This is a genomic window from Streptomyces sp. bgisy159 (assembly GCF_965341775.1).
Lineage (GTDB): Bacteria > Actinomycetota > Actinomycetes > Streptomycetales > Streptomycetaceae > Streptomyces.
Window position 1 is genome coordinate 1 of record NZ_CBDQZH010000069.1, and the last position, 24981, is coordinate 24981.

Consider the following 24981-nt stretch of genomic DNA (forward strand, 5'->3'; position numbering starts at 1 on the left):
CAAGCGTCTTGGTGGTCTCCCGCAGGTACGGGTACTTGTGGTCGAAGATCAGCCACGCGCTGGCCTCCTCCCCCCGCTGTTCTCGGGTCCAGAACGCTGGCAGCGTCGGCAGATCCGGTAGCGCCCGCAGGATGTGGCGAGCGCAGAAGTCGGAGCCCAGCCACATGTGGGCAACGGTGTTCAGCCCGGGTGCAGCCTCCCGGCTGACCGCGGAGGCAGCAAGCCGCTCGTACGCCTTGAGATCGCTGCGCGTCTCGTAAAGAGCCTGGTCATCAGCCTGCAGGGCGTCGTCATAGTTGCTGACGGCCCACAGAATTCCGTAGGTGAGGTCATCCAGTTCGTAGGCCGTAGGGGCGGTGACTTCGGGCACGCCGCCATTCCTTGTGAGCCTTGTGCGAGCCGCGCGGCCGTCCAGGACGTAGAACGTCGAGGCGCTCCCTGTGTCGACTGCCCCGACCAGCAGACCGCGATGCGGTCGCGCCAGGAACTCCTCCGCGCGACGCTGGTCAGGCACACTCACGATCACCCTGCCCCCCTCTACACGCGCGGCATGGATCTGGAGCGAAAGCTGGGAGCCGAGCATGGAACGGCCTCCCGGGAGAAGCGCGTGCCAGTCGACACCGAACTCAGGGGCAGGTCGAGACAACCGAAGTCCGGACCAACTCTCGGTCGCACTCCGCGCGAAACCGAATGGATCTTCTGCGATCGCCGCGGACGCCGCCATGGGAAAGCCAGCCACCGCCGCTGCACCGATCCCCGCACCGGCGCGCAGGAGCGCGCGTCGATCGAGTGCCACGAGCACCACCGTTCCATCGTCTAGACGTCGAGGGACGAAGATCCCTTCGCCGTCAGACGGTGCCGTCTGAAAGACGGTACTGGCCAGGTCCAACGATGTATCGGATACATGGGGCGCGGAATCGGATACATGGCTGGACCCAGGGACGTCCTGGTTGATCTCCCGCCAAAGATCGATCAGAAGACCGCCAGCACCGAGCGCTCTATCGATCCGCTCCGCCTCGCCCAGGTCCTTCGGGGGGCGTTCGCCGTTCTCCCATCGCTGCACCTTGGAGTGGGAGACGAAGGTCTTGGCGGCAAGGTCCCTCATGGATAGGCCACGCGCCTCGCGCATCTCGCGAATTACGTAACCAAGGCGGTGCTGGGGCGACCTATCTGGCGTTAACGCGTTCGGCTGTTGCCCCATCTCGAGCCCCCTCTATGTATCCGAGTCCGTGTATCCGGCGGATGGATACACGGCAACCGTAGAAGTCACCGGACACCACGCCTACACCTGGAGTTACTGATCTCTACCCGGCACCAACTTCCGCTCCAGGAGGGCGTAGTGGCCAAGGCGTACGACGCTCGAGCCGCAGAAGCGACTGCGGCCGCTGCGTTTGTTGGCACTGGTGTGGGGTCAGGCATCGAACTCGTAATCCAACACGTACGCGGACGAGTCCATGGTCATCTCGTTGATCTCCACTGCTCGCCCATCGGCGTCGAATGCTGCACGCGCCAGCTTGATGACGGTCCTGTCGGCGGGGATGGCCAGCCTGGCTGCCTCTTCGGCGGATGGCATGCGCACACGGATCTCTTCCCTGAAATGGGCAGGGGCGCGGCCAAGGTCGGCGAGGCGCGCGTAGATGCCGCCGGGGCCAGTGTCGGCCTGTGTGATGGGCGAGCCAGCCACCAGCGACTGGGGCAAGTAGGACTCTGCGACCATGACCGGGCGTCCGTCCATGACGTATCGCCGACTGCGTACGCACACAGTCTCGCCGGGCGCCAAATCGAGAACGTTGCTGACATGTTCAGGCGGAGCGACGTCTTCCATCACCGTGATCTGGTCGACGTCCGGAGCGCGTTGGTCGTCCGCCGACCAAACCGTTTTCCCGCTTCCCCACTGGCCACGGGCCAGTCGCTGGATGCCGCGGCGGCGGATGGGGCGGAACGAGATGACGCGGGCGCCGGCTCCCTTCTTAGTCTCGATGAGGCCTTCGGTTCGCAAGATCATCAGCGCCCTGCGTGCCGTGAGGCTTGCGACTTCGTACTGCGTGGCCAGCGCGTTTTCCCCGGGCAGCCGATCGCCAGGTCCATAGTCCCCGCGCTCGATCGCTGCCTTCAGGTCAGCTGCGATCTGCTGGGCCTTAGTGGGCTGTGCGCCCGTCCCGTCTGCCATCTGTCTCCCAACCTCAGTACCGATCTTATTCCGGCTGGCTACCGAGGTACCTCGTGGGCGCCTAAACACGCCGGGAGTCCGCCGCGGAGGATACCGCATCGGTACTGAGGTTCTTGACATCGGTACCGAGGATGGTTCTTACTAGAGGAGCAACCTCGGTACCGAGGTTATCGAGCCTCGGGGAAGCTTTGCCCTCTTCAGTCAGCTTCGGGACGTTTTTCGAGCCTCACCCTCCGAGAGGAGCACGACCTATGCAAACCCCCGACGAGTTCCGAGCAGCGCACGGTGACGTCACCACCTGGTCCAGCGCTGACATCGAGAGCTACGAGCACACGCTGGAGGCCGCGAGCTCGGCCTACGCCGAGGCCATCGCCTCCGGTCGCTTCGTTCTCGGCCGCAACGTCGCCGGTGGCGAGGTGGTCGTCGAGCTCGGCACCGCCGAGGACCTGGCCCAGCACTTCAAGGCCGGCGCGCTCCAGTCGCTCATCGGCGGCACGACGCGTAGCGGCAAGACCAGCTACGCCGCGCTCCTGGAGCAGATGCAGCGCACCGCTGGCTGACTCCGCGTCCCTTCGATCAGGACCGCCCCCTGGGTGGTTGCGGTCCTGGTGGTGGGGAGCCGGTGACGGCATCCCAGTTGGCACGACCAGCAGTCGCCACCTTCGGTGGTACCCGGAGTTCGAGGAAGGCGGTTCACCGCCTTTCAGAGGCACTTCAAACTCCTCCGGGCCCGTGGCTGCTGTGTGCATGTCGCAGCGCAGATGCGCTGTCTGTCCGTTGGGACGCCGGTTCGCCGTGGTTGCGGCCTGACGGGCGGAGAGAGCACCCGCGACGCACTCCCATGCCACTCCCGTACCTAAGGAGTTCCCCCATGTCTTCCACGTCTGAGCTGCACACGACCCGCAAGCGGGTCAAGCGGACCCGCACCCGGCGCGTCAGCGACCGGCCTGCTCTCAAGGTTTCGTCCCTGCACGTCAACGACATCGACTTGATGCCCGGCACGGAGAGCCTGATCTGCCCGGACTGTGACACCTGGGTTCCCATCACTGGTGCCCAGAGCCGACACCCCAAGCTCGTTCCGCACCACACCGAGCGCACCGGCACCCCGGATGCGCGGCGCTGCGAGGGAAGTCTCCGGCGAGTTCGGCTGGACCTGACGCTGGGCGAGTGGCAGCACCGCCTCGGCGAGGCCATCACGGCCAACGCCTCCCGGCGCCGTACCCCGGTGCCGCGCAAGCCGACGACGCCGCCGGTCCCGGCGACCACGCAGGTGGTGCCGACGCCGATCAGCGCGGACATGGTTCGCCGGGCCTTCCGCGCCCACCAAGCCGCGTGCAACGCCTGCCAGGGCACGGCCACTGACCGCGACGGCAACATCCTGGCCTGCCGCGACGGGCTGCGCTTGGCCAGCACCTACCTGCGGCTGCTGCGGCAGGAGCCCGAACGCCGTGCGCTGCGGGCGTTCTTCGAGCAGGAGCGGGAGCGGTTCGACCGCAGCTACGAGAAGCGGGCCGCCCGCGGCCGGGTCGCCGACTGGGCGGCACAGCAGAAGGCCACCAACGGCTCCGAGCAGCTCGCCAAGCGATCCGGCACGGCGGTTGAAGAGCAGAACAACCAGGCCAGGCGGCGTCGGCCGGGCACGGTGTCCGACTACCGCGGCCCCGGTCTCCCGCTGAAGAAGCCGGCCGCCTGAACTCCCCCTTCGACGAACGACCACGGCCGTCGCCCTCCCGACACGGAGGGCGACGGCCGTGGCTGCTCGTACGGCAGTCGACCGAAAAAGCGAACGCCCCCGGTGGCCGCCGGGGGCGTTTCGAACGGACCTACCTGGAGGCCCTGTTGCTCACCCTCAGCATGCCACACCAGATTCCCGTGCCCGCGCCCGCGGGCGACCCGATGACCCTCGAAGCCCTGCGCAGGATCGTCGACGAGCAGATCGGCCCCCGCGCCCAGGGAACGATCTACCAGAACAGCGACGGCGCCTTCGAGGTGCTGTCGGTGATCCGCGACCCGCAGCGGGCCCGCGAGCTGCTCAAGCGGCGCTGCGCCCAGTGGGTGGTGATCGTCCGCGACGTGCTGCGCCCGGACGGCGAGCCGTTCGCGGTCGGCAGCGTATGGACGGACTCGGACCACCTGGTCGTCTGTGAGGCCGACACGGACGGAGGCGCGAAGTAATGGACTGGCGCCACAACGCGGCCTGCCGCGAAGAGGACCCCGAGCTGTTCTTCCCCATCGGCGACACCGGCCCGGCACTCCTGCAGATCGAGGAAGCCAAGGCCGTCTGCCGCCGCTGCCCCGTGATCGAGCAGTGCCTGCAGTGGGCGCTGGAGTCCGGCCAGGCCCACGGCGTGTGGGGCGGCCTGAGCGAGGCGGAGTGGCGCTCGATGAAGCGGCGTGCCGCACGCCGCCGTACCCAGCAGGCGTAGGAGGAGCCGGCATGACCGACGCCGACAAGAAGCGCCTGGAGGACGCGCTCCGCCGGGTCAACCAGCAGTCCAGGACCGACCAGCGGGCCCGAGGCGGTCGTGGCTGACGACCTGTACCAGCGGTACATGGCCGCCGACCGGGCGCTCCGCGAACACACCGACACCTGCACGGCCTGCACCCCCGAAGCCCGCTGCACAGCCGGGGAGCAGCTGTTCACCACGTTCAGCCGCCTGCAGGACGCCTACCTCAACCCAGCCCGCAACAAGGCCTGAACTACCCCGAGTTGCCTGTCGTCCCCGCCCGCCGGCGGGGACGACAGGGAGCGCCGGGGCCTCCCCCTGCCCCGCCTCCACCCGGGCCCGGCGCGACCACTCCCCCCGCGCCGGGCCCGGGCTCCTTATCTCCTGCCTTCGTCTTCCTTCACAAGGAGCACTCTTGAGCGGCGACTACACGTGCGTGGCGTTTGTTGGCGATCGCGTGCTGTGCGGTGAGGCGGCGAGTATCCGGCGTCCCGTCCCGCTGTGTGACGAGCACAAGGTCATCGTTGCGCTGTCGATCGTCCCCGAGCTTCTGAAAAGCACCCTTCGAGGGATCCGGGCGCAGCGGGAGGACGGCACGCAGCCGTTGTCGCGCGCGGAAGCGCACATGGTCGACAGTGCGCCGCTCGCCACGTGGCCCGAGACGGAGAAGCATCCGCGGCTCGTCTACTTCCTCGCCAACGGCGGCCGCGTGAAGATCGGCCACACCAACTGTCTGCCTGCACGGATCCGGGTGCTGTCTCTGCGCGAGGACGCGGCCTTGCTGCTCTTGCAGGGCGGCCCACGCCTGGAGCGGGCGCTGCACACGAAGTTCGCCAAGCTGCGCATCGCCGACAGCGAGTGGTTCGAACTCGCCCCCGAGATTGTCCGATTCGTCGGGCACAAGACGCACGGCAAACCGCCGGCCCGTCCGACTCCCCTTGCCGAGGATGCCCCGCCATCCACTCGCAGGAGTCGGCCACGGCGCCGTGAGCCGCGGGTTGAAGCTGAGATCCAGCAGGTCTTCGAACTGATCCGCACGCACGGCTACGAGCGGGTCGACCTGCGGTTCATCCAGACCGAGCTGAACCTCAAACAGACCACGGCCTGGGACCGCCTCGTCGAAGGCCGCAAGCGGTGGGACGAAGCCGCGCTGGGACTCGACCAGCACAACGACGACACCCCCTGAGCCGCGTCTTCTGAAAGGAATTGATCACCGTGACCAGCCCCAGCCCCCCGACGCCGGCCGAGCAGGCCGGGAAGGAACCGAAGAAGAGCACCGGCCCGCACTTGACCCGGCTGCACTGGACCCTTATCGGCATGGTCGTCGCCGGCGCGACGGTCATCGCCGCGATCGGCTTCTCCGGCTCGTACGCCGCTGTCCGCGAACTCGCCGTAGCCAGAGGTTTCGGGGGCTTCGCTCCGTACTTCCCGATCGGTATCGACGCGGGCATCATCGTGCTGCTCGCGCTGGACCTGCTGCTCACCTGGATCCGTATCCCGTTCCCGATGCTGCGGCAGACGGCCTGGCTGCTGACCGCCGCGACGATCGCGTTCAACGGCGCGTCCGCCTGGCCCGACCCGCTCGGCGTCGGCATGCACGCGGTGATCCCGCTTCTGTTCATCGTTGCGGTCGAGGCTGCCCGGCACGCGATCGGCCGCATCGCCGACATCACGGCGGACAAGCACATGGAGGGCGTGCGGTTCACCCGCTGGCTGCTCTCCCCGGTGCCGACCTTCCTGCTGTGGCGCCGCATGAAGCTGTGGGAACTGCGCTCCTACGAGCACGTTGTCCGCTTGGAGCAGGACCGCCTCGTCTACCAGGCGCGGCTGCGTGCCCGGTTCGGCCGGGCCTGGCGGCGCAAGGCCCCGGTCGACGCGATGACCCCGCTGCGCCTTGCACGCTACGGCGTTCCGCTCGCCCTGACCGGTCCGGCTGGTCTCAAGGCCGCGGGCATCACTACCCCGGTCGTCTTCTTCGCGGACATCGACACCCGCAGCGCGGACAACGCGAGGACAACGGACAACACGGTGTCCGCCCCGGCGGACAAGGAAACGCCCCGCTTGTCCGCTTCGTTGTCCGCGATCGCGGACAAGAGCACGGAGCGCCCGGAACTGTCCGCGTCGTCCGCCCGGACGTCCGCACCGGACGCCGATGGCACCAACGCTGTCCTCGCGGACAACAGCGGACAGCCCCGACAGGGCGCGAACCCGCAGGCCGGGCCGCACAGCACGGATGAGCTTGTCCGTCCCGGCGTCCCGCTGCGTCCGCTGCCCGCCGGGCTCGCCGCCAAGATGTCCGCCCCGGACATGAAGGCGGACAACGGCAGTGCGCACGGCGCGGACAACGAGGTCCCGGACAACCGGGGCACGGACAACGCGGGTGCGGACAACGGCACGGACGTCACCCCGCTCGCGGCGGACAACGGCACGGCGGACAACGACAGCGCGGACAAGAAGCTCCCCCGCGGGGCCATCGCGGCGGGTGTCCGCAAGCAACTCGCGGTCGGCGTCACCGACCCCAGCGTCATCACCGACCGGATCTCCGAAGCCCTGGGCCTGGCGGTCGACAAGAAGACCGTCGCCCGCGTCGTACGGCGCGAGCAGCAGAAGAACGCACAGCCCGAGCCAGAGCCGGTCACCGGCCAGTACCTCTGACACCCACCAAGAGGCCCCTGACCTGCACAAACGACCCGCTTCGACGGTTCCACCGGCCCCCGAGATGCCGTCAACACCTCGGGGACGCGGTGAAGGCGCCGAAGCGCCGGCACCAACCCTGCCACGAACCCGCCCCTGGAAGGAGGCAAAACCGCAGGTGAGTGACACCGCAACCGCCCCGTGGAACAACCCGCCGCAGCGCCAGAAGCCGCTCAGGCGCAAGCGGGCCGAGAAGCAGGCCCGGCAGGCGGAGCACTGGGGCCGGCGCCTGGAGGAAGCCCGCCAGGAGGGCCCGGACGCGGTCGCCGCGGTCACCTTCGACCGCCTCCGCAGCGTCCTCGACAAGCTCCCCCAGGAGGCTCGAGACCGCGCGTACGAGACCGTCGCGGCCGCCCTCGACAACATCCGCGAGACGCACGCACAGTGACCGCCCGGCTGTGACGCGAGCTGTTACGAGCCCTGTGACAAGCCGCTGTAACAGCGAGAACAGACCCCACCCGTGCGGCCGCGCGCACCCGTGCGCACAGGCGCGCCCGTGCGCGCGCGAGAGTACGACGCTCCGTGATCGCCCGTCAAATCCCCAACTGAGTCCCGGAAGGACGACTTTCCATGATCGACGCTGCTGTGAGCGCCGCCGCCGGCGGGGCCTGCGCCGGGTCCGCCGCTCTCCTCTTCTACGCGGAGAAGCTGCCCGGCCTGAACAAGGTCACCAACAAGCTGCACACCGACCGGGCGCAGGCGATCCTGATCGCCACCGCGTCCACGGCCATGGTCGCCACCCCGGCGGGCCGCTGGTGGAACGAGATGGTCAACTCCATCAACACCTGGGCGGAGTCCCGGGTGGGCGAGTGGACCGGCCTGATCATCACCGGCGTTCCCGCCCTGTTCGTGACCGCGGTCTTCGTCAACGACCTGGTCACGCGGAAGGTCGAGATGCGCACCCGGATCCTCGGTGCGGTCATGCCGGTCCTCGCCTCCACCATCCCCGGACCCGTCGGCGAGTTCATCCAGACATCCCTGGCCTGGGTCGTCACGACCGTCGGCCGCCTGGTCGCCGGCGCCTTCGGCTTGGCCTGAACAGGGAGGTAGCTGAGTCGTGCTCGAACTGTTGCTGCTGGTCGCCATCGCCTACGCCGGAGCACGCGGCGTGGAGAAGTTGGCCGGCGTCGAAAACCGCCGCTACGACACCGCCGAGTCCCGTAAGACCGTCGAGAAGGTCGCCGCCAGCGGCTCGAAGGACGGCTCCACCACGGTGGCGAAGAAGACGCCTGCCCCGACCGAGCCGGGCGGCACCTTCAGCTCCCGGGCCCCGCGCAGCGCCGCGGTCGGCGGCAAGGCGGCCTACCCGCTCGCGGTCATCACCGAGACCGGCTCCACCATGTGGAAGGCCGTCGGTGAGGGCTACCGCGAGCGGTGGCCGGAGATCCGCGAAGAGCACCGCCGCAAGATGCAGGCGAAGGCGGAGGAGCGTCGGCGGACGAAGGAAGAAGCCGAGGCGAAGAGAAAGGCGGAGGAGGCGATGGCCAAGGCCGGGCCTCCCCCTCCCTTCCCACCGATGCCCACCAACCCGCTGGAGGCGGGCGACCCGGACGCGAAGGACGGGACAGAGGACGCGAAAGCGCCCGAGGCGGACCCGAAAGCCGCCCCCGCACCGGTCGGCACTGACCCGGCCGACGTCACGCCACCGAAGACCGAGGCCGAACTCGAGCGTGAACGCGCCGAACGCGAGAAGGAGCGGGCCGATAAGGCCGAAGCCGAACCCGATGAGGCGAGGAAGGAAGCCGAGGCAGCCCGTGACCGTGCGGCAACAGACAAGGTGCTCGCCGCGCAGAAGGAAGCCCGCGAGGCGAAGGAACGCGAGGCCGCGGCCGAGGAACGGGCCCGCACCGCCGAAGCCAAGGCCTACGAGCCCGAATCCAGCCCGTCAGAAGCCCAGAGCCAGCCCGGCGGCGGCAACGCCCAGCCGGATCGAGACCAGAAGCCGGCCAACGACTCCCCCACCGGGCGCCGCCACCTGAGCGTGGTGTCCGACCCCGCACAGAACGGAGATCTCATGTCCTCACCTGCCTCGGTCATCCCCGAGATCCGCACTCTGGACGGGCTGATGAACGCGCTCACCCTCACAAAGGCAATGTGTGAGATGCGCGCGGAGGAAGCGATCGCGATCGCCGACGACGACAGGGCCCTGTCCGACCGCCTGGACCAGATCGAGGCGGAGCTGGCCGAGCTGGAGGTTGACGACAAGACCCGCGCAGAGATCAACGAACTGCGCGACTCAATCCACGCCCAGTCCCAGGCCGCCGCGACGTACGGGGCGGCCGCCAAGGACGCCGGGGACTTCGCCGCGGCCACCGCGGCCGCCGCCTACAAGTCCCACGGCGGCATCGCCGAGGCCGTCCAGTCCTCCCCGGTCGAGCGGGCCGCTCAGGCCGGCTACTACGACCGTTGACTGCTCCCCTTTCCTGAAAGGAGGGGACCTTGCCTTCCAGGGCTGATCGGGGATTTACGGCTCAGGCCGCCGTCTGGGCCAGCGGCCCAGGCGGTCTTACGCCCTCAGCACCGTCCGGGGCCAGACCTGCCCGGACCAGCATCACGCGGGCGGAGTTCTTATCCCGGGGGGATACGGCTCCGCACGCGGTGCAGGCATACGTTCTCATCGAGAGAGGCAGTGCGTGCTTGGTTCTCGCTCCGCACGTAGCGCAGTCCATTGTGGTGTGCGCGGGGTGTACCAGGTGAATGGCGCGGCCGTGCTTGCGGCCCATCTCGATCAGGGCGCGTTTGGTCGCCGCTATCGCCGCGTCAGCGGCCTTGCGGGCCATGGCGGTCTTCGCGAGGAACTTCGGCCGGAAGTCCTCCACCGCTACTGCGTCGTGGTCACGTATTACGGACTTCGCCCACTTGCGGGCGGTGTCCTCACGCTGGCGTGCGACCTTCTTGTGCAGCTTGGCGGCCTGTTCCTGCGCAGCTCTGTAGCCTGCGGATGGGGCCTGCCCCTTGGGGCGTCGGCGCCTGGCCATCATCCGCTGGTAGTGGGCCAGGCGCTGGGCGGTTCGCCTGCCGTGCTCGGCGTGCGGCAGGTCGTAGGCGTCGGATGTGGTGGTCGCTGTCTCTTTCACGCCCCAGTCCACGCCGAGGACGCGACCTGTGGGGGCGAGCGGCTCGACCGGGGCGCGGGCGACGAACGAGGCGTACCAGTGTCCGAGCGTGTCTTGGTATACCCGCACGCTCGACGGATCAGCCGGAAGTTCCCGCGACCACACCACCGTCACCACGATGTCCCCGGCCAGATGCAGGCGTCCGTCTCTCAAGCGGAAACCGCGCCGGGTGTAGTTCAGGCTCGGGCGCGCGTCCCGCTTCCTCTTCCAGCGCGGCATCCCGGCGCGCCGGTGCATCGGCAACCGGTCCTTGATGTCCTTCAACGCCTTCGCCCGCGACTTGGCGAAGTCGCGTATCACCTGCTGTTGCGGAACACTCGCACCCTCCGCGAGCCACGGCGTCATGCGCCGGGCCCCGGTCAGCATCTTGTCGAGCTGAGCCGGACCACAGGTCAGGTTCTCGCCTGCTGCTTTGGCTTGCTGATGGGTGGCCTTCGACTTGGCCACGCACTCATTCCAGATCCACCGGCACCGGTCCCACTCGGCTTCGAGTGCGCGCCGGGCCGTCGCTGACAGGCGCACACGGAAGGTGTACCGGGCATGCCCGGATTCTTCCGTGATCGCTGCTGTCGTCATGCTTCCGAACCTACCTGGGAGGACTGACAGTTGAGAGCTCTTGATCCTTGTGGAGGTCGGCTGCCTCACCCCGTCACGGGGTGGACGCCAGATCGTCCTGGCGGCGATCCGGCTACCCCCGCCCTGCGACGCAGGAGTCCGATTCTTCCCAGGCCTGAAGACCGGGGCATCCTCACGGATTCCCGGTGAGCGACCCCCCGGCGTGTCGAACCGTACGTGTGGGAGTACAAGGACGAGCACGGCATCCGCCGGCAAGTCAACGTCCACTACACGCGGATCGGCACGACTGTCATCTACGACCCCCGCCACCCCGACGACCCACTGCCGTGGTTCGACGCGGACTACGAGCGGGAGAGCGACCGGGCCGCTGGGAGGACAGCGACATCGTCACTCTCGGCTCCCCGGACGCCCCCCGGCTACGGGCTGATCGACCCGGACGACGACATCGACGCCCCCGAGGACTTCTCCGACGGCACCGAGGACGTTACCCAGGACCCCAGCCCCGAACAGGAAGGAACCCGCCCTATGGCGATCACGAAAATCGGCGACGTCGTCAACCACCGCGCCCTGCTCACCGCGCTGAACACCATCCGCGCCGAAGTCGAGTCGCGCCAGGAGGACGTCGACAACCTCGCCGCCTGGTCCGGAGAGATGACCGAGCGGATGAAGGGCATCGCGGAGGAACTGAAGGCGCTCAAGGTCGACAACTACACCGTCGGCAACATCAACATGCTCAGCGACCTGATCGCCGGGCAGAAGACCGCCGCCGACGCGTACAAGAACGCCACCGACACCTCCGTCAACCAGGCCGAGACCGCCGCGCGCACCGCGCACCGCAACCACGGCCGTATCCAGGACGCTGTCGATGACGCGGACGTCCCGATGGCGCAGAACACCTTCTACGACGCCGAATAGGCGCCGCCTGCACGCAGCACTCCAGGCCTTCCGGGCCCGCCAACCGGCGGGCCCGGCCCCTGTGTTGCCCAGACGCCCCCGACCTGCGCACCACCCGCGCGGTTCGGAGGCGGTGGGGAGCACTGGGCCCCGGCCCCTGTTCTCCAACGCCCCGAGCATGAAGGGAAACCGCCGTGCGCGCCCCGAAGAACCCCACCCCCCAGTACGTCGACCTCGCCGCCTTCGTCGCCGCGCAGACCAACGAGAATCTGGCCAAGGCGGCGACCGGCACGAAGCAGTCCCGCACCGCGAAGCAGTGGGCGATCGACAACCGCGGCCGTCTCACCCTCGCGTCCATGGCCGCCAGCATGGGCCCGGTCGGCGAAGTGCTGTCCGCCGTGCCCGACGGCTGGAAGACGGCCCTCACTCTCGGCTTCACCGGGGCTGCGGCCGCCGGCGCGTGGGGCTGGGTGCCCGGCCTCATCAAGTGGCGCGGCCAGTGGTGGCCCGCCCGCACCCTGCCCTCCGACACCGACCGCTACATCGGCCTGTCCATGCCGGTCACCGGCTCCACCCTGCTCACCATCATGGCGAGCGTCGGCGGGCCCGAGTGGGGAGACAACCCCTGGTGGGGCGCCTCCCTGGCCTGGTCCCTCGGCTACGGCGCCTGGACCTGGCGCCGTTGGGGCCGCCGCCCGACCGCGAAGGCCCCCGAGCTCACCCAGCAGATGCTGGACTGGATGGAATACGCCGCCGTCGCGGACGGCCCGTACCCCAAGAGCAAGCTCGTCTCCCCGATCGGCCTGCCCAAGGGCGGCTGGTCGGCGGAGGTCCTCGTCCCCCGCGGCAAGAAGTTCGAGATGCGGCTGGTGGAGACCGCCTCCGCACTCGACATCGACGACCTCGACCTGATCGCGATGGAGCCGCTCGGCCCCCGCCGCGGCCGCATCAGCGTGTTCACCGAGAACCCGCTGAAGAAGGGCACCCTCTTCGGCCCCCAGCACGTCCTGGACCCGGAGACCGGACTCGCCCCGATCGGCATCTACTACGACGGCGAAGAGGCGCACTACCGGTTCTTCCTGCCGGGCTCCGGCGCCGTGCACTCCTTCGTCACCGGCACCACCGGCTCCGGCAAGTCCCGCCTGCTGGACGGCCTGCTCGGCATCGAACGGCGCAGCCCGCTGGTCTGCTCGATCGTCATCGACCCCCAGGCCGGCCTGTCCCTGCCGGACTGGCCCGACGGCGTGTGCGTGTTCGCCCCCGGCAACGCCTTCGGCATCGTCGTGCTGCGCGCCATCCACGCCCTGATGAAGGAGCGCGGCCAGCGCTACAACCGCATGAAGTGGGTCGACGACAAGGGCCGCACCCGCGTCGGCCGCGCCTTCTTCGTGCCGGGCGATCCCGACCCGCTGGTCTCCGTCACCCTCGACGAGGCGCACGACCTGCTCAACGACCCCGAGTACGGCGAAGAAGCCGTAAAGATCATCGGGGACCTCGCCAAGGAAGCGCGGAAGGTCGGCATCAAGTTCCGCCTCGCCAACCAGTCGCCCAACGCGAGCGAGCTGGGCGGCGAGACCCTGATCCGCGACCTGCTGCAGGGTGGCAACAACGCCGTCCTGCGCTCCGGTTCGTCCGCGACCGGCAAGCGGGCCGCGGGCACCGCCCTCGCCGGCGTCGACCCGGGCGCCATCCCGAAAGAGTTCAACGACGGCACCGGCACCGGCGGCCTCGGCTACCTCGCCGGCCCCGACAACCGGGCCGCCATGTGGCGCGCCCCATACGTCGAGGACCCCTTCGGCCTGGCCCACGAGGGCGAGACCACCGGCATCGAGCAGGCCAGCATCGACGCCCTGCCGATCATCCGGCACATCCTCGACGAGCACGCCCTGATGCTCCGCCTGCGCAACGCCGGCGAGCAGTACACCTACGACTCGGACCGCTTCACCGACACGGCTCCGTCCCCGGCGAAGAAGCCCGCCAAGAAGCCGGTGCCTGCCGTGGCCATGGAGAAGGTGCCGGATGCCGTGGAGCCCGAGGGCCCCACGATGTCCGACACCACCCGGCAGATCGTCGCCTTCCTCCACAAGCACGGCAAACCCGCAGCCCCGGCGATCATCTCCAAGTCGCTGGGCGTGCCCGGCCCCCGGGTGCGCACCGCGCTCAACCGGATGAAGGACGACCCGAACGTGCCCGTCATCAACCTCGGTCACGGCGCCTGGGTCCACACCGACCACGCCGACTACATGGCCGCCGCCTGACCCGTACGGAGGAGAAACCTCATGCCCAGCACCGACCTCAGCCCGGTCACCCTCCTGGAGGCGGCCACCGACCTGGCCCGCCGACGGGCCGCCCGTCTCGGCACCGAGCCCGCCCCGGCCAGGCCGGTCACCGTCGTTCTGGACGAGGCCGCCGCGCTCGTCGCCGACCCGGCCAGTCCCGCCCGCGACCTGCTGACCGAGCTCATGGCCAGCGGCCGCGCCGTCGGCGTCCGCGTCCAGCTCCGCTCCCGGCTCCACCGCCAGTACGCCACGCTCGCGGAGCTGAACGCCGCCGTCGAAAGCGGCGAGCGGTAGCCGCAACCTGCCCCCGTCACCGAGGCCGGTCCCTTCTCCCCCGAGGGGCCGGCCTCGGCCGTGCCCGACTCCCCTGGAGCGCCCTATGAACACCGAGCAGTACCTGGTCGACCAGGAAGTCGGCCCTCACTCCCCCGCCGTGCCCACCGCGATCTGGCAGCCCGCCCCTCAGCAGTACCCGCTCGTGCAGCAGCCGGCTGCCCCATCTCTGACGCTGTACCAGGTGCCCGTTCCCGGCGCCGTCCAGGTACAGCTCCCCGACGGCCGCATAGCCTGGGGCCGCCCCGTGGAACACCGCCTGGACCCGGTCCCCGCAGGCCCGCCGCACGATCCGATGCCGGGCTGGGCCAAGGCGATCGGGATGGTTGCCGGAAGCCTCACCGCTCTCGCCCTCGGAGGCGCGCTCGCCCTCCGCATTGCCGCGCCGGCCCTGGGAGGGCTCGTGGACGTGCTCGACATGCTCTGGAAGGTGGCCCTCGTCCTCGCCGTCATCCTCTTCGGCGCTGTGGTCGTCGTCCGTTCCCTGTTCGCCAAGGCGGCCGCCCACACCAGCGGCGACACCGGGCCCGGCACGGACAACGGGCAGACGGTCATCTTCGCCCCGCAGATCGACACCGGCGGAAACCGGCTCATCGGCCGAGGCGGCGACGTGAACATCCAATGGGGCGACCGCAACCGCAACAAGCAGTAAGCGCCTCCCGGTTCGTCCTGCCGACCTGCCTGGTCCTCGGCCTGCCCGCACCCGCGAGCCCCGAGGGCTGGCCAGGCCGACCGGCCTGCCCGCATTTCCCTTCCCCTCTTCCTCGCCAAGGAGCGATCCGTCATGGCCAAGCAGCAGTCCGGCCCCGTCTTCACCCTCCAGCCAGCCACTCCCGCCAAGCCCAGCTGGTGGCAGGCCAACCGCCACAAGGCCTTCGCCGTCGTCGCCCTGATCATCGGCTTCCTGATCGGCCAGCACAGCACCAACGCCCCGGCCGCCACCAACACGCCGCCCGCGCACACCACACCGGCCGTCAGCACCACCCCGAACACACGGTGATCCGGACCGCCCGCCCGGCCTTCGCCCCACCCGCTGCGCACGCCGGCGCGGGGCGAGGACCGGACAGGCCGCCCGGCCCCTCCCCCAACCGCACGCAAGGAGTGCTCGTTGACCACCGCCCCCGCCCACCCGACCGAGATCCGCTACTGCCTGCACGCCGCGAGAGTCGTCCGAGTCGAGGCACCCGTCGTCACCGAGATGGTCGCGGCGATGGCCCACCTGGACCAGGCGCTCGAAGCCGACCCCCACGACAGCACCGCCTACTACGCGCCCCGAGGCCAGGAGCACCTGGTCGTTGACTGGATCCGCGCCAACGCCGAACGCATCAGAGCGCAGCTGGACACCATCGTCACCCGGTATACCGAGCCCGGCAGTGGCCTGATCAGCCAGGCATCAGAACAACTCAGCACGTGGACCAACCCGTCCACCGGCCGCAGCTACGACCTGGCAGCCGACTACGTGCCCGCCGACGACGCCCGCCGCCGCCCCGGCATCGTGTGGCGCTACCGCGGCATGCACGCCGCCAGCGGCGCCCCGATCCTCCACCCGCACCAGCTGCCCGACCGCACCCCGTGCTCCGGTCCCTGCTGGCCGGTCGACGCCGTGACGACCCTCCCCACCGGAGAGGCACCCCGTGGATGATCGCACAGCGCACCTCCCCCCTTGCCCCGACTGAGCCGTCGCCGCCGGCGAGCTCCACGGCGACGGCTGCGACACCGCCCACTGCCCCGACACAGGCCGCCAACGCCTGATGTGCGACCACGACGGGGCATGCGAGAGCCGCTGGAGCGGCACCTTCGTCGGCGCCGCCGAATGCCGCGCGTGGGGCTGGTGGCTCACCGAACAGCCCGGCCTCGGCCTTGTGCCCTGCCCGTCCGGCATCGAGGGCGCCATCGAGGACTACAACCGGCTGCTCACGCACGCGCGTTGGGACGCAGACGAACAGCGCTACGTCCGCACCGACACAGCCGACCCGGCCAGCGCCTGACCTCGGCCCGCCCGTCCGGCCCCCGGCGTCCCGCCCCTGCGCGGCGACTCCGGGGACCGGCCAGGCCGACCGGCCGCACAGCAACCATCCGAGCCCGTCCCGCCGATCCGAGAGGCGACACGACATGAGCGTCACCCCTTACCCCGACACCCACGCCGACCACGAGCAGGAGCCCACCGCCCCCACGCGGGCCTTCACCTGGTGGAAGCAGTTCAGCAGCGAACACGGCTGGCTCGGGCTGCGCCTCCACGAAATCCGGATGGCCCCCACCTACGGCTGGCGGCTCATGGCCGGATGGATCAAGACCGTCATCATCATCGCCGCAGTCCTCGCCGGACTCTTCTCGCTGTACGGCGTCGGAACCACTGTTATCGACATCGCGCGTGCCCTTCCCTGGTCAACCCCCACCAGCGACGACCACACCGGGCTGCTCGCCACCATCGACCAGCCGGTCCGCTCCTACCTCGCCACCCACACCCAGACGCTGCCGATCACCGCGACCACCGCGTACAGCACGTGGCAGGCCGTCGGCGTCGTCGCCTTCCTCCTCGGCTACCTCCGCAACACCCCAGCCCGCCTCACCTGGACCGCATGGGGCGCAGCCACCGTGACCATGGTGTGGATCGCCACCCCCGAGCCGGGCCGCCAGGTCGCCGCCGGCATCGCCGTCCTGGCCTGGACGGCCCTGTCCGTCCTCGCCCTGCGCGGCATCAGCTTCACCCGGCCCGTGTTCGTCGACGTCCAAGTCGACGCACCGGCCCCCGAGGTGCACGCCGAGATCCACATTCCGCCCCAGCCCTCCCCCTACCAGCCGTACGACCCCACCCGGCAGCCGCCGCCGTCGCTGAACTGACCTGACCGCTGCCCGTCCGGCCCGCGCCCCGCGCGCGGACCGGGCGGAGAACGGCCAGCCCCCGGAAAGGACGACGCAGTTGAGCAGCACGCCAACGACCCGCCCCAGGCCGCCGCTGGCCTGCTACTGGGTCCAGGAGCCCGACGGAACCCGCTGACTGGTGCCCGGCTGCGTGGCCCGCCTGCACGACGCGGACACCGACGCCTGCACCTGCCCCACCCTCGCCCAGCGACTCGTCCATGCCCAAGACGAGCGGGACAAGGCGAAGCGCGCCCACAGCGGCCTGCGCGAGACGAACTTCGTCAAACGCGACTGGACCGGCTACATCAGCAGCCGGCGAAGCGACAGCTAAGAAGTCGGTGTCTCTCGTTCGTGAGCACCGGCATCATGGTCGTCGGTAGGTTCATGCGCGAGACGACGAGTGCGACGGGTGTCTGGAGACCGGCAGGCGGATCTGACGGAGCTGTGGCAGCAGCGTTGGCCCAGTTGCCTGCCGGTTGGGTACAAGCTCCGGGGCCCGTATCGGGATGTCTGGGTACGTTTTCACAGCCTGCCGGAATCGAAGCGGTACGCGGAGGGCGAGAGCGAATACACCGTCGTCCTGGAGCGTTACAACACCGTCCTCCACGAGCTGTTCGCTGGCGCGGACGTGTACGTCATCACTCCGCTCTGGACGACCGAAGCTGAGGTTCCGTCAGTCGAACCCGGAACGGTGTATTGGCAGAGCCTGCTGGTGGAGGACGATCCCGACCCTGAGTTCCGCACGTACTGCCACCTCTTCGCCGCACGCCGGCCCTGGCAGCGCGGCTGCATCGACGACTTGCTCCGAGATACCGCCGACGACAAGGTGGGGGAATCCTCATCACCGACACCCGCATGCAGCGCATCCACCACCCCTACGACGGTGGTGCCGACGTCTTCCTCACCACACCCGAAGAACGCGACCGGATGCGCAATCGGCACGCCGACTGGCTTTCCAGTCACCCCTCGGGTCTCTGATCGGTTCGGATCGCCGCCCCGCTCAGAATGGTCTTCACCGCAACTACCGGGTTGAGAGGCTCCACGAGCTCGTTGGTGGCGACGGCCACGAGGCGGGCGGGCGCATCACCCTCCAGCAACGCGCTCACGTATTCGAGGGCTTCCGCGGGCGCGAGCACAGGCAGCCTCTGGCGCAGTGTCCGCACAGCATGCATCCGTCCGCGCGTAGCGGCGACTCCGCGGAGCGCATCGTGTAGATCGTCCACTGCAGTGCGCACCGGCAGCCCACGTATCCGAGCCCGGTAGTCGGCCTCCCACTCCCCGGTTACCGGGCAGACGACGCCGATCTGATGCAGTCCCCCGTCGACGCGGTCGACCAGATACGGCCCATTACCAATCAGCGCGTACTTCGAGTTCCGGGTGCGTACGAACTCCTCGGACTGCCAGGAGACGATCCACACCAGCTCGTGCTCCTCGACACGGACCACAGCCATCCTCACCGCGTCCGCGCTCACAGCCCGCCACTGCTGATAGTCGCGCTCCAGCAGCTCTTCGACAGCCCGAACGGCGACTTCTCGCTCGATCACGCGTGCAGCATCCCGTACCGGCCCCTATGACGACCAGCGAAATTGCATGGCCCAGCGCCACGTACGAGGGGCCTGACGGACCTTCTTACTACTCAGGCGAGTAGATCCTGAAGTCCCCCCTCTCGCATCCGCTCTGACCGCCGGTCCTGAGTGACTTCCCGCTCTACCGCTCGGCGGTGCCGTCCGCACCGTCAATTTCGTAGATCCGCTCTTGAAGCCGTTCACCGGCCCAGTCCAGCTCGACACCCAGGTCAAACCAATGCCGATCCTTGCGGACTCCGGGCGGTGAGAGGTTCACCGCCGCCCACGAGAACACCCCCAGGAGGATGGAACGCCCGTGCTGCCTGGTGCGCACGGACAACGCAAACGATGCGGCGAGTGCCGCGCGGGTCACCAACATGACCTGTTTATCCTCAGAATGTCGGCGCCCACCCGTGAGAAACCGAGGCGTCTCAAGGATCTTGACCCACTCGACCACTGCATCTGCCACCTGGGCGCGCAAGGACTCTTCGATGCCCTTCCGAACGGCGGTCGCGGGATCATCGCCGAGCCAGCCAAGCCAGTGATCAGGGTCAGTGAGCTTGCTGAAGTCGTCCTGCGGCACCCCGTGACGGGGATTCTCCTGGTACTCACCTGTCAGTTTCCCGCTGCTGTCCACCACCCACGCGCCGCGGATTGCCTCGGGCGGTACGTAGCCGTTTGGGTCGTCGATATACGTCGGGTCGATCTCGGCGACGCTGCCACCCGGATTCTCAGCAGCCGCCGCCAGTAGTGCCGGCTCGTTCGGTATGCCCTTACGCCGGCTTCGCGAGCCAAAACGCCCCACGTTCCCACCCCCACCGTTGCCTGCCCAGTTGACCGTGATTGTGCCGCACCGGTCAGGACCGCGTGAGGGGAGTGCGCCTGGCGAATCGCTACGAATGTCGGTCCTGGTCGGGCCGTCCATGCGCCAGACGCTGAGCTTCGGCCGTGACCTCGGCATCGAGCTGGGCCAACGTCCTGCTCCCGTACTCGACGATGTCGTACTCGTCATCAAGCTCAGCAAGGCGCTCGGCCAGGGATAGCTGGTGGCCGAACCGCTGGTGGATGCGCATGGCAAGCTCTCGCGGCGTCAGCCGGCCCGCCAGCATCTGGTACGCAAGCGCCCGCACGGCAGCGTCCTGCCCGGCTCGCTGTCGCGTGCGTAGAACACAAGGTCCAGCTCGTCGAGTACGACGGGAAGCAGGTCGGGAACGTCGTACTCCGCCTCCGCACGTGTGTATCCGGCCAGAATGCGCAGTGCCGGACTGTCTAGTCCGGCAACGAGCGCCGCGCAGGCAGCCTCGACGACATCGTGAGCATGGGCCTCGCCGATACTCCAGAGAACAGCGAGGTCTTGCAGGTCATCGGTTGCGGCTTCGATCGGCGACACCTACGCATGATCCCCTGCACCAGATGGTCCCGTCGACCGCCTTTCGACTCAGGCGCCGACCGCGCTGACGGACGATCTACCACTCAGGCAGTCGCCCGTGACCAGCAGGAGCGCCACGAGAACCGGTCGCACCAGAACAAGTGCTCTGCGCCAGTAAAGACCTCCCTCGGCATCTGCCTGGAGTGCCACGAGGGCACCCCCGCCCACCCCAGCTCGTACGTGAACCCGCCCGCCGGCCCGAAGACCGCATGACCGGCTCCCGCTGAACGACCACACCCATTTCCGACCGCCGCTTGGAGGACCACATGAGGCGTTTATGGATGAGGCGCGCTGACCGCGCCCGCTGGCGGGACGCCCGCACCCTGGGCGACCTCGGGCAGGCCACCGCCGACTGGTGGGAGGGCACCGTACGCAGCCTCCCCGGCCACCGTGCGAGCCACCGCCCGCACCCCACCCTCGCCGACCACACTCCCGTCCTCGCGACCGCCAACCGCGCCGGATTCGTCATCGTCGCCGCGCAGGCCGGATTCGCCGACGGGCAACTGCAGCAGCGGGCCGCGGTGCAGGGCTTCGCCCCGACCCTGAACTCATCCGCCGCCTGGTCGACACCGCCGAAAAGGCCGAGCTGGAGATGGCGCTGAGCGACTGGCACGACGCCTTCTACGACGGGCCCGGCGACGGCATCACCGTCACCACCGGAGACGGCCGCGACGTCGTCTTCGGTCAGGCGCTCGGCCTGGACGACATCAAGGCGATGTGGCCCAAACTCCCGCACGCCGTGGACGCGGCCGCGCCCCCTCCAGATCACCCTCGCCGACCGGGAGGTCGGCCCCGGCAGCCTGCTGTGGGACACGCTCGCCGCCGCCACCGGACCGGCCGCTCCCCCACCTGCCCCGAAGATCATCTGCCGGGAGTGCGGCTGCACCGCGATCGACTGGCAGGTCTGCAACGACGGCTGTTCCGGCGTCCTGGACCAGACCGACGGGCGCTGCCAGGTCTGCATCGACCCCAGCGTGATCATCGACTGGTCGAAGGAGCCGGAAGAGAAGGAGTGCGCTCTGTGCGGCGCCCCCTTCTTCCACGCCGGGTCGTACTGCTCCCTGGGCTGTGAGGCCGCCGACGGCTACAGCGACGAGGACGCGAACGAAGTCGAACAGCCGTCCCCCGCCCCCGTCCGCCAGTCCGGCAGCGCATCCGACGACCCGTGGACCACCAGCCCGTTCTGAGCCCGGAGGCCTCCCCCATGGACATCCGCATCACCTCCTTCGGGCACCTCCACGGTCCCCGGCCTGACGACGTGCACATCGTCCTGGACCTGCGCCAGCACTTCCGCGACCCGCACTGGGACACCAGCCTGCGCCCCCTGACCGCCCGCGACCGCAAGGTCATCCGGGCCGTGAAGCGCACCCCGGGCATCGAACAGCTGCTCGCGGCCACCGTCGCGCAGGCCCAGGCCTACGCCCGCGGCCCCGGCGCCGACCAGCAACCGCTGCACATCGCCGTCGGCTGCGCCGGCGGCAGGCACCGCGCCGGGGTAACGGCCTACCTGCTGGCCCGGCGCCTGCGCCGCCGCGGCCACGAAGTCGACCTCCACCACCGCGACATGCACCGGCCCGTCGTCGACCGCGCCGCACCCTGACGGCTCCCCGTGCCGCCCCAACCCGCTCCCGGGGCTGGGGCGTTGCGGAGGACCGGACAGTCCGGCCCCGCACCGAAGACACCCTCGGAGGCCATCTTGCGCAAGCCGTCGCTCCACTACATGGTGACGATGCCCGACGGCACCGTCCCGCCCACCGCCGGCTTCACCACCTCATACGAGACCGTCAACCTAACCGAGCACGTCGGCCAGGTCGTCGACCACCCCACCCCCTGCAAGCACAAGTGGTACGACGAGAGCTCGTTCTCCTACTTCCGCACCTACACCCATCGCGGTGTCGGCGAGGTCCTGGAACGCAGCAGCGAGTGGGCTGTCCAGTGGCCGGTCCGGCTGTGGATCGTCGAACCGCTTGGGGAGAGGGGCAACTGGGGCGGGCGGCACTACCCGTACTGGGTGCTCACGCACCGGCTGCGCGTCGTGGAGGAGACCGACATCTCGCGCGCCTTCGGCCCGCGCGGAGACAAGGTCCTCAGCCTCATCCAGCAGCAGCTCCCCGAGCTGGTCGGCCAGTGGGCCATCGAGTGGGCGGCTGACCCGGAGGGCACCCGCGCCCGCTACGACGCCTGGATCACCGGACGCGTGCAGCCGAAGCACGCCCAGTGGTGGGTCGACGCGAAGGCGCGTTCGGCACGCCGGGAGGCCGCCATCAGCCAGGCCCGCGAGCTCGCGTGCACCACGGCCGAGCAGGCCGCAGCCGCCGTCCTCGACGGCCAGGACGCCGTCTCCCACATCCGCCGCCGCGCCTGGTACCTCGCCGCAGCCGAGATGTTCCACGACCTGCTGGGCCGCTACGACTTCCAGCGGGAGGTCCTGGCGATCCTGCGCGGCTCCGGCCTGGACACGAACACCCCCGCTCTCGCCGGCGTCTGACCTCACCGGCCTGACGGCCCCGGCACCGCAGCGTGGTCGGCCCGACCACAGCCCCAACCACGGGCGACCAGGCGACGTGTTGCCGGATCGTGACCCGTGGTCGGGGCTGATGGACGCCGGCGTGGTCGGGGGCACCAGGTGTGCTGCCCCGAAGGACCCCACACGCGAGGCCTCCACACCCCCACCCCGTGACCGGTACGGCGCATCCCCGTAGACCGCCCAAGCCACTGCCTCTCCCCCGTGCCGCCCCAACCCTGCCTGCGGGCTGGGGCGGTGCGGAGGACCGGGTAATTCGCCCGATCCCCGAAACGCACTAAGGAGACCCTGTGACCGACATTCTCGATTCGCCCGTCGCCTCCGCGCTCGACGACGACTCCCCGCTGGCCCGTCTGTTCGCGATGGTCGACGACGAGTACACCGAGGACGAGCAGCGCGACGACGCCGAGATCGCCGCCGCCCACCACGTCTACAACGCCTACGGCGCCACCAGCGGCCAGGCCCTGGACGGTGAGAACTGGGACGGCAAGATCGCCCTGCGCGACAACCGGCTGGAGGCGAGCGCGGTCGCCTGGCTGGAGGGCGGCCTGTGGCTGCACCACACCCTCGCCATCAGCGAGGCCGACGGCGCCCGCGACGTCCTCACGCTGATCGCGCCCTGCGCGTGCGGCCGCGGCTACGTGGACTTCCAGATGGACGGCGAGGAGGACCTGCTGCAGATCCTTACCGACCTGCGCCGCACCGGCGGCCGGGTCGCGCACCAGCACGACGAGGACTGCGCCAGCGTGCCCGATCCGCACGCCCCCACCACGAAGTAACTGCCCGGGGGCGGCCGCCGCATCCGGCCAAGAACGCCCGCGGCCGTCCCCTGGCAACTCCCGCAGCCCCAAACCGAGACGAGGAGCACCTCCAGCATGACCGAAAACAGCACCCGAGCCACCCGTTTCGCCGCCACCTACGCCCTGCTGCGTATGGCCGCGGACCTGGGTGACCACTGGATCCAGTCCGACCATCAGGCCGTCACCAAGGGCCAGCACGACGAGAACGAGGACCAGTCCAGCCGGGCCGGGCGCATCGCCTGTACCGCGCATGTGGCCACCTACACCGCCACGCAGGCCGCCGTCCTGTACGCCGGATCCCGCGTGCTCGGCCTGCGCCTGAAGCCCGGCCGGGTCGCCGCGGCGCTCGCCCTGTCGGCCGGCACCCACTGGTGGGCCGACCGGCGCATCCACCTCAAGGCCCTCGCGGACGCCACCGGCAAGGCGCGCTTCTATGCCCTGGGCGGCCCGCTGGGCGGCGCCTACGCCCTCGACCAGGCCTTCCACCACGCCGTGGAGACCGCCGCCGCTCTCATCGCGGCCTCCAAATGAGCCTCTCCGCAGCCCTCCGTCCCGCAGGGAGCCCCACCGTGACATCGTTCCTCGACACCGACTTCCCCGACCCGGCCGTCATCGTCCTCATCGGCCCGGCCGGCTCGGGCAAGTCCACCCTGGCCAGCACCTGGGAGCCCACCCAGGTGCTCAGCCTCGACCACTACAGGGCCCTGGTCTCGGACTCCCCCGGCGACCAGTCCGCCACCGGCGACGCCGTCTTCGCCCTCCTCCGCGTCCTCGAGGCACGCCTGCGCCGCGGGCTGACCTCCGTCATCGACGCCACCTCCACCAACCCAGAAGACCGCGCCACGCTCCTGGCCACGGCCCGCCGCTACGGCGTCCCCACCGTCGCCCTGATCGTGCCCACCCCGCTGAACGTGTGCCTGGCCCGCAACGCCACCCGCACCGGCGACCGCCACGTGCCCGAGGACATCCTCCGCGCCCAGCACCAGGCCATGGTCGCCACCGCCTCCCCCGCCCGCCTACGCCAAGAGGGCTTCGACTACGCCGAGTTCGCCCCCGGCATCCAGCGTCTCGGCCGGCTCGGCGTGCTGCTGCAGCGGGTCAGCGACACCCGGCGCCGCGAGCTGGGCCTGGACGGAGGCGACGGCCTCGGCAACGACGAACTTCTCCTGCGCCGCTTCTTCGGCCCCGAGATCGCCCGCCTGGCCACCTGGAAGGACGGCTCCGACCTCGTCACCGGTGAAGACCGCGTCGTCGTCCTCGACGTTGCCGGCGACCACCTCACCCTGGCCTTT

32 protein-coding genes and 1 pseudogene are annotated in these 24981 nt (G+C 69.7%); 27 read left to right on the top strand and 6 right to left on the bottom strand.

The features are described from left to right. Positions 1–1105, bottom strand: a 1105-nt coding sequence (locus ACSLTV_RS34445) for a helix-turn-helix domain-containing protein (protein WP_435613567.1), incomplete at its 3' end; no start/stop codon positions are given. A gap of 306 nt (positions 1106–1411) precedes the next feature. After that, a complete protein-coding gene (locus tag ACSLTV_RS34450; RefSeq protein WP_435613568.1) occupies positions 1412–2170 on the bottom strand; it encodes a GntR family transcriptional regulator in 759 nt (252 codons plus the stop codon). Between the two features lie 251 nt (positions 2171–2421). On the opposite strand from ACSLTV_RS34450, the gene ACSLTV_RS34455 reads away from it, so the two are divergent. From ACSLTV_RS34455 to ACSLTV_RS34500, 10 genes are all read left to right on the top strand, one after another. Then, positions 2422–2730 carry a hypothetical protein gene (locus ACSLTV_RS34455; RefSeq protein WP_435613569.1) on the top strand — a complete coding sequence of 103 codons (309 nt, stop codon included), beginning with the start codon at positions 2422–2424 and terminating at the stop codon, positions 2728–2730. 311 nt (positions 2731–3041) lie between these two features. After that, entirely contained in the window at positions 3042–3863 is an 822-nt protein-coding gene (locus tag ACSLTV_RS34460; RefSeq protein WP_435613570.1) for a hypothetical protein, read from the top strand. A gap of 161 nt (positions 3864–4024) precedes the next feature. After that, positions 4025–4345 (top strand): hypothetical protein, encoded by a 321-nt coding sequence (locus ACSLTV_RS34465; RefSeq protein ID WP_435613571.1) that lies wholly within the window; start codon positions 4025–4027, stop codon positions 4343–4345. Further along, positions 4345–4596 carry a WhiB family transcriptional regulator gene (locus ACSLTV_RS34470; protein ID WP_435613572.1) on the top strand — a complete coding sequence of 84 codons (252 nt, stop codon included), beginning with the start codon at positions 4345–4347 and terminating at the stop codon, positions 4594–4596. Before ACSLTV_RS34465 ends, ACSLTV_RS34470 begins: the two co-directional genes overlap by 1 nt. A 99-nt stretch (positions 4597–4695) precedes the next feature. Continuing rightward, positions 4696–4869 carry a hypothetical protein gene (locus tag ACSLTV_RS34475; RefSeq protein ID WP_432158771.1) on the top strand — a complete coding sequence of 58 codons (174 nt, stop codon included), beginning with the start codon at positions 4696–4698 and terminating at the stop codon, positions 4867–4869. Positions 4870–5032: 163 nt separating this feature from the next. Beyond that, positions 5033–5803 (top strand): GIY-YIG nuclease family protein, encoded by a 771-nt coding sequence (locus ACSLTV_RS34480; RefSeq protein WP_435613573.1) that lies wholly within the window; start codon positions 5033–5035, stop codon positions 5801–5803. Positions 5804–5934: 131 nt separating this feature from the next. Next, complete coding sequence (locus ACSLTV_RS34485) at positions 5935–7272, top strand: DUF2637 domain-containing protein (RefSeq protein WP_435613582.1); 1338 nt, start codon at positions 5935–5937, stop codon at positions 7270–7272. A gap of 157 nt (positions 7273–7429) precedes the next feature. After that, the gene (locus ACSLTV_RS34490) at positions 7430–7699 is read left to right on the top strand and encodes a hypothetical protein (RefSeq protein WP_432158802.1); all 270 of its coding nucleotides are present in this window, start codon (positions 7430–7432) and stop codon (positions 7697–7699) included. 182 nt (positions 7700–7881) lie between these two features. After that, a complete protein-coding gene (locus ACSLTV_RS34495; protein WP_435613574.1) occupies positions 7882–8349 on the top strand; it encodes a hypothetical protein in 468 nt (155 codons plus the stop codon). Positions 8350–8368: 19 nt separating this feature from the next. Beyond that, positions 8369–9721 (top strand): hypothetical protein, encoded by a 1353-nt coding sequence (locus tag ACSLTV_RS34500; RefSeq protein ID WP_435613575.1) that lies wholly within the window; start codon positions 8369–8371, stop codon positions 9719–9721. A gap of 61 nt (positions 9722–9782) precedes the next feature. On the opposite strand, the gene ACSLTV_RS34505 is transcribed toward ACSLTV_RS34500, so the two are convergent. Beyond that, positions 9783–11003, bottom strand: a complete 1221-nt coding sequence (locus ACSLTV_RS34505) for an RNA-guided endonuclease InsQ/TnpB family protein (RefSeq protein ID WP_432158805.1) — start codon at positions 11001–11003, stop codon at positions 9783–9785. 216 nt (positions 11004–11219) lie between these two features. Between ACSLTV_RS34505 and ACSLTV_RS34510 the strand changes: the two genes are divergently transcribed. From ACSLTV_RS34510 to ACSLTV_RS34555, 10 genes and pseudogenes are all read left to right on the top strand, one after another. After that, positions 11220–11918 carry a hypothetical protein gene (locus ACSLTV_RS34510; RefSeq protein WP_432158806.1) on the top strand — a complete coding sequence of 233 codons (699 nt, stop codon included), beginning with the start codon at positions 11220–11222 and terminating at the stop codon, positions 11916–11918. 173 nt (positions 11919–12091) lie between these two features. Then, positions 12092–14155, top strand: a complete 2064-nt coding sequence (locus tag ACSLTV_RS34515; protein WP_435613576.1) for a hypothetical protein — start codon at positions 12092–12094, stop codon at positions 14153–14155. A 21-nt stretch (positions 14156–14176) separates the two neighbouring features. Further along, positions 14177–14470 (top strand): hypothetical protein, encoded by a 294-nt coding sequence (locus tag ACSLTV_RS34520; protein ID WP_432158808.1) that lies wholly within the window; start codon positions 14177–14179, stop codon positions 14468–14470. A gap of 85 nt (positions 14471–14555) precedes the next feature. Further along, positions 14556–15161, top strand: coding sequence for a hypothetical protein (locus ACSLTV_RS34525; protein ID WP_432158809.1), 606 nt, complete (start codon positions 14556–14558; stop codon positions 15159–15161). Positions 15162–15293: 132 nt separating this feature from the next. Continuing rightward, entirely contained in the window at positions 15294–15509 is a 216-nt protein-coding gene (locus tag ACSLTV_RS34530; protein ID WP_432158810.1) for a hypothetical protein, read from the top strand. Between the two features lie 108 nt (positions 15510–15617). Beyond that, positions 15618–16151 (top strand): hypothetical protein, encoded by a 534-nt coding sequence (locus ACSLTV_RS34535; RefSeq protein ID WP_432158811.1) that lies wholly within the window; start codon positions 15618–15620, stop codon positions 16149–16151. A gap of 109 nt (positions 16152–16260) precedes the next feature. After that, positions 16261–16497 carry a hypothetical protein gene (locus ACSLTV_RS34540; RefSeq protein ID WP_432158812.1) on the top strand — a complete coding sequence of 79 codons (237 nt, stop codon included), beginning with the start codon at positions 16261–16263 and terminating at the stop codon, positions 16495–16497. Between the two features lie 124 nt (positions 16498–16621). Further along, the gene (locus tag ACSLTV_RS34545) at positions 16622–17350 is read left to right on the top strand and encodes a hypothetical protein (RefSeq protein ID WP_432158813.1); all 729 of its coding nucleotides are present in this window, start codon (positions 16622–16624) and stop codon (positions 17348–17350) included. 172 nt (positions 17351–17522) lie between these two features. Continuing rightward, a complete protein-coding gene (locus ACSLTV_RS34550) occupies positions 17523–17702 on the top strand; it encodes a hypothetical protein (protein ID WP_432158814.1) in 180 nt (59 codons plus the stop codon). A 78-nt stretch (positions 17703–17780) separates the two neighbouring features. Beyond that, a pseudogene (locus ACSLTV_RS34555) lies at positions 17781–18349 on the top strand (DUF3885 domain-containing protein). Here the strand turns inward: ACSLTV_RS34555 and ACSLTV_RS34560 are convergent. The 3 genes from ACSLTV_RS34560 to ACSLTV_RS34570 form a co-directional block, all read right to left on the bottom strand. Beyond that, positions 18331–18915, bottom strand: coding sequence for a YrhB domain-containing protein (locus ACSLTV_RS34560; protein WP_432158815.1), 585 nt, complete (start codon positions 18913–18915; stop codon positions 18331–18333). The pseudogene ACSLTV_RS34555 and the gene ACSLTV_RS34560 overlap by 19 nt on opposite strands. A 163-nt stretch (positions 18916–19078) precedes the next feature. Further along, a complete protein-coding gene (locus ACSLTV_RS34565) occupies positions 19079–19741 on the bottom strand; it encodes a hypothetical protein (RefSeq protein WP_432158816.1) in 663 nt (220 codons plus the stop codon). Positions 19742–20026: 285 nt separating this feature from the next. After that, positions 20027–20326 (bottom strand): hypothetical protein, encoded by a 300-nt coding sequence (locus ACSLTV_RS34570; RefSeq protein WP_432158817.1) that lies wholly within the window; start codon positions 20324–20326, stop codon positions 20027–20029. A gap of 320 nt (positions 20327–20646) precedes the next feature. Here ACSLTV_RS34570 and ACSLTV_RS34575 point away from each other — a divergent pair, with 320 nt between their 5' ends. The 7 genes from ACSLTV_RS34575 to ACSLTV_RS34605 all read left to right on the top strand — a co-directional run. Continuing rightward, complete coding sequence (locus ACSLTV_RS34575) at positions 20647–20967, top strand: DUF6919 domain-containing protein (protein ID WP_432158818.1); 321 nt, start codon at positions 20647–20649, stop codon at positions 20965–20967. 372 nt (positions 20968–21339) lie between these two features. After that, positions 21340–21552 carry a hypothetical protein gene (locus ACSLTV_RS34580; protein WP_432158819.1) on the top strand — a complete coding sequence of 71 codons (213 nt, stop codon included), beginning with the start codon at positions 21340–21342 and terminating at the stop codon, positions 21550–21552. Between the two features lie 17 nt (positions 21553–21569). Then, entirely contained in the window at positions 21570–21965 is a 396-nt protein-coding gene (locus tag ACSLTV_RS34585; RefSeq protein WP_435613577.1) for a RapZ C-terminal domain-containing protein, read from the top strand. A gap of 96 nt (positions 21966–22061) precedes the next feature. Next, positions 22062–22853 carry a hypothetical protein gene (locus ACSLTV_RS34590; protein WP_435613578.1) on the top strand — a complete coding sequence of 264 codons (792 nt, stop codon included), beginning with the start codon at positions 22062–22064 and terminating at the stop codon, positions 22851–22853. 326 nt (positions 22854–23179) lie between these two features. Then, the gene (locus ACSLTV_RS34595) at positions 23180–23668 is read left to right on the top strand and encodes a hypothetical protein (RefSeq protein ID WP_435613579.1); all 489 of its coding nucleotides are present in this window, start codon (positions 23180–23182) and stop codon (positions 23666–23668) included. A gap of 96 nt (positions 23669–23764) precedes the next feature. Further along, complete coding sequence (locus ACSLTV_RS34600) at positions 23765–24220, top strand: transcriptional regulator (RefSeq protein WP_435613580.1); 456 nt, start codon at positions 23765–23767, stop codon at positions 24218–24220. 38 nt (positions 24221–24258) lie between these two features. Continuing rightward, positions 24259–24981: AAA family ATPase (locus ACSLTV_RS34605; protein WP_435613581.1), on the top strand; the 723-nt coding region annotated here is incomplete at its 3' end.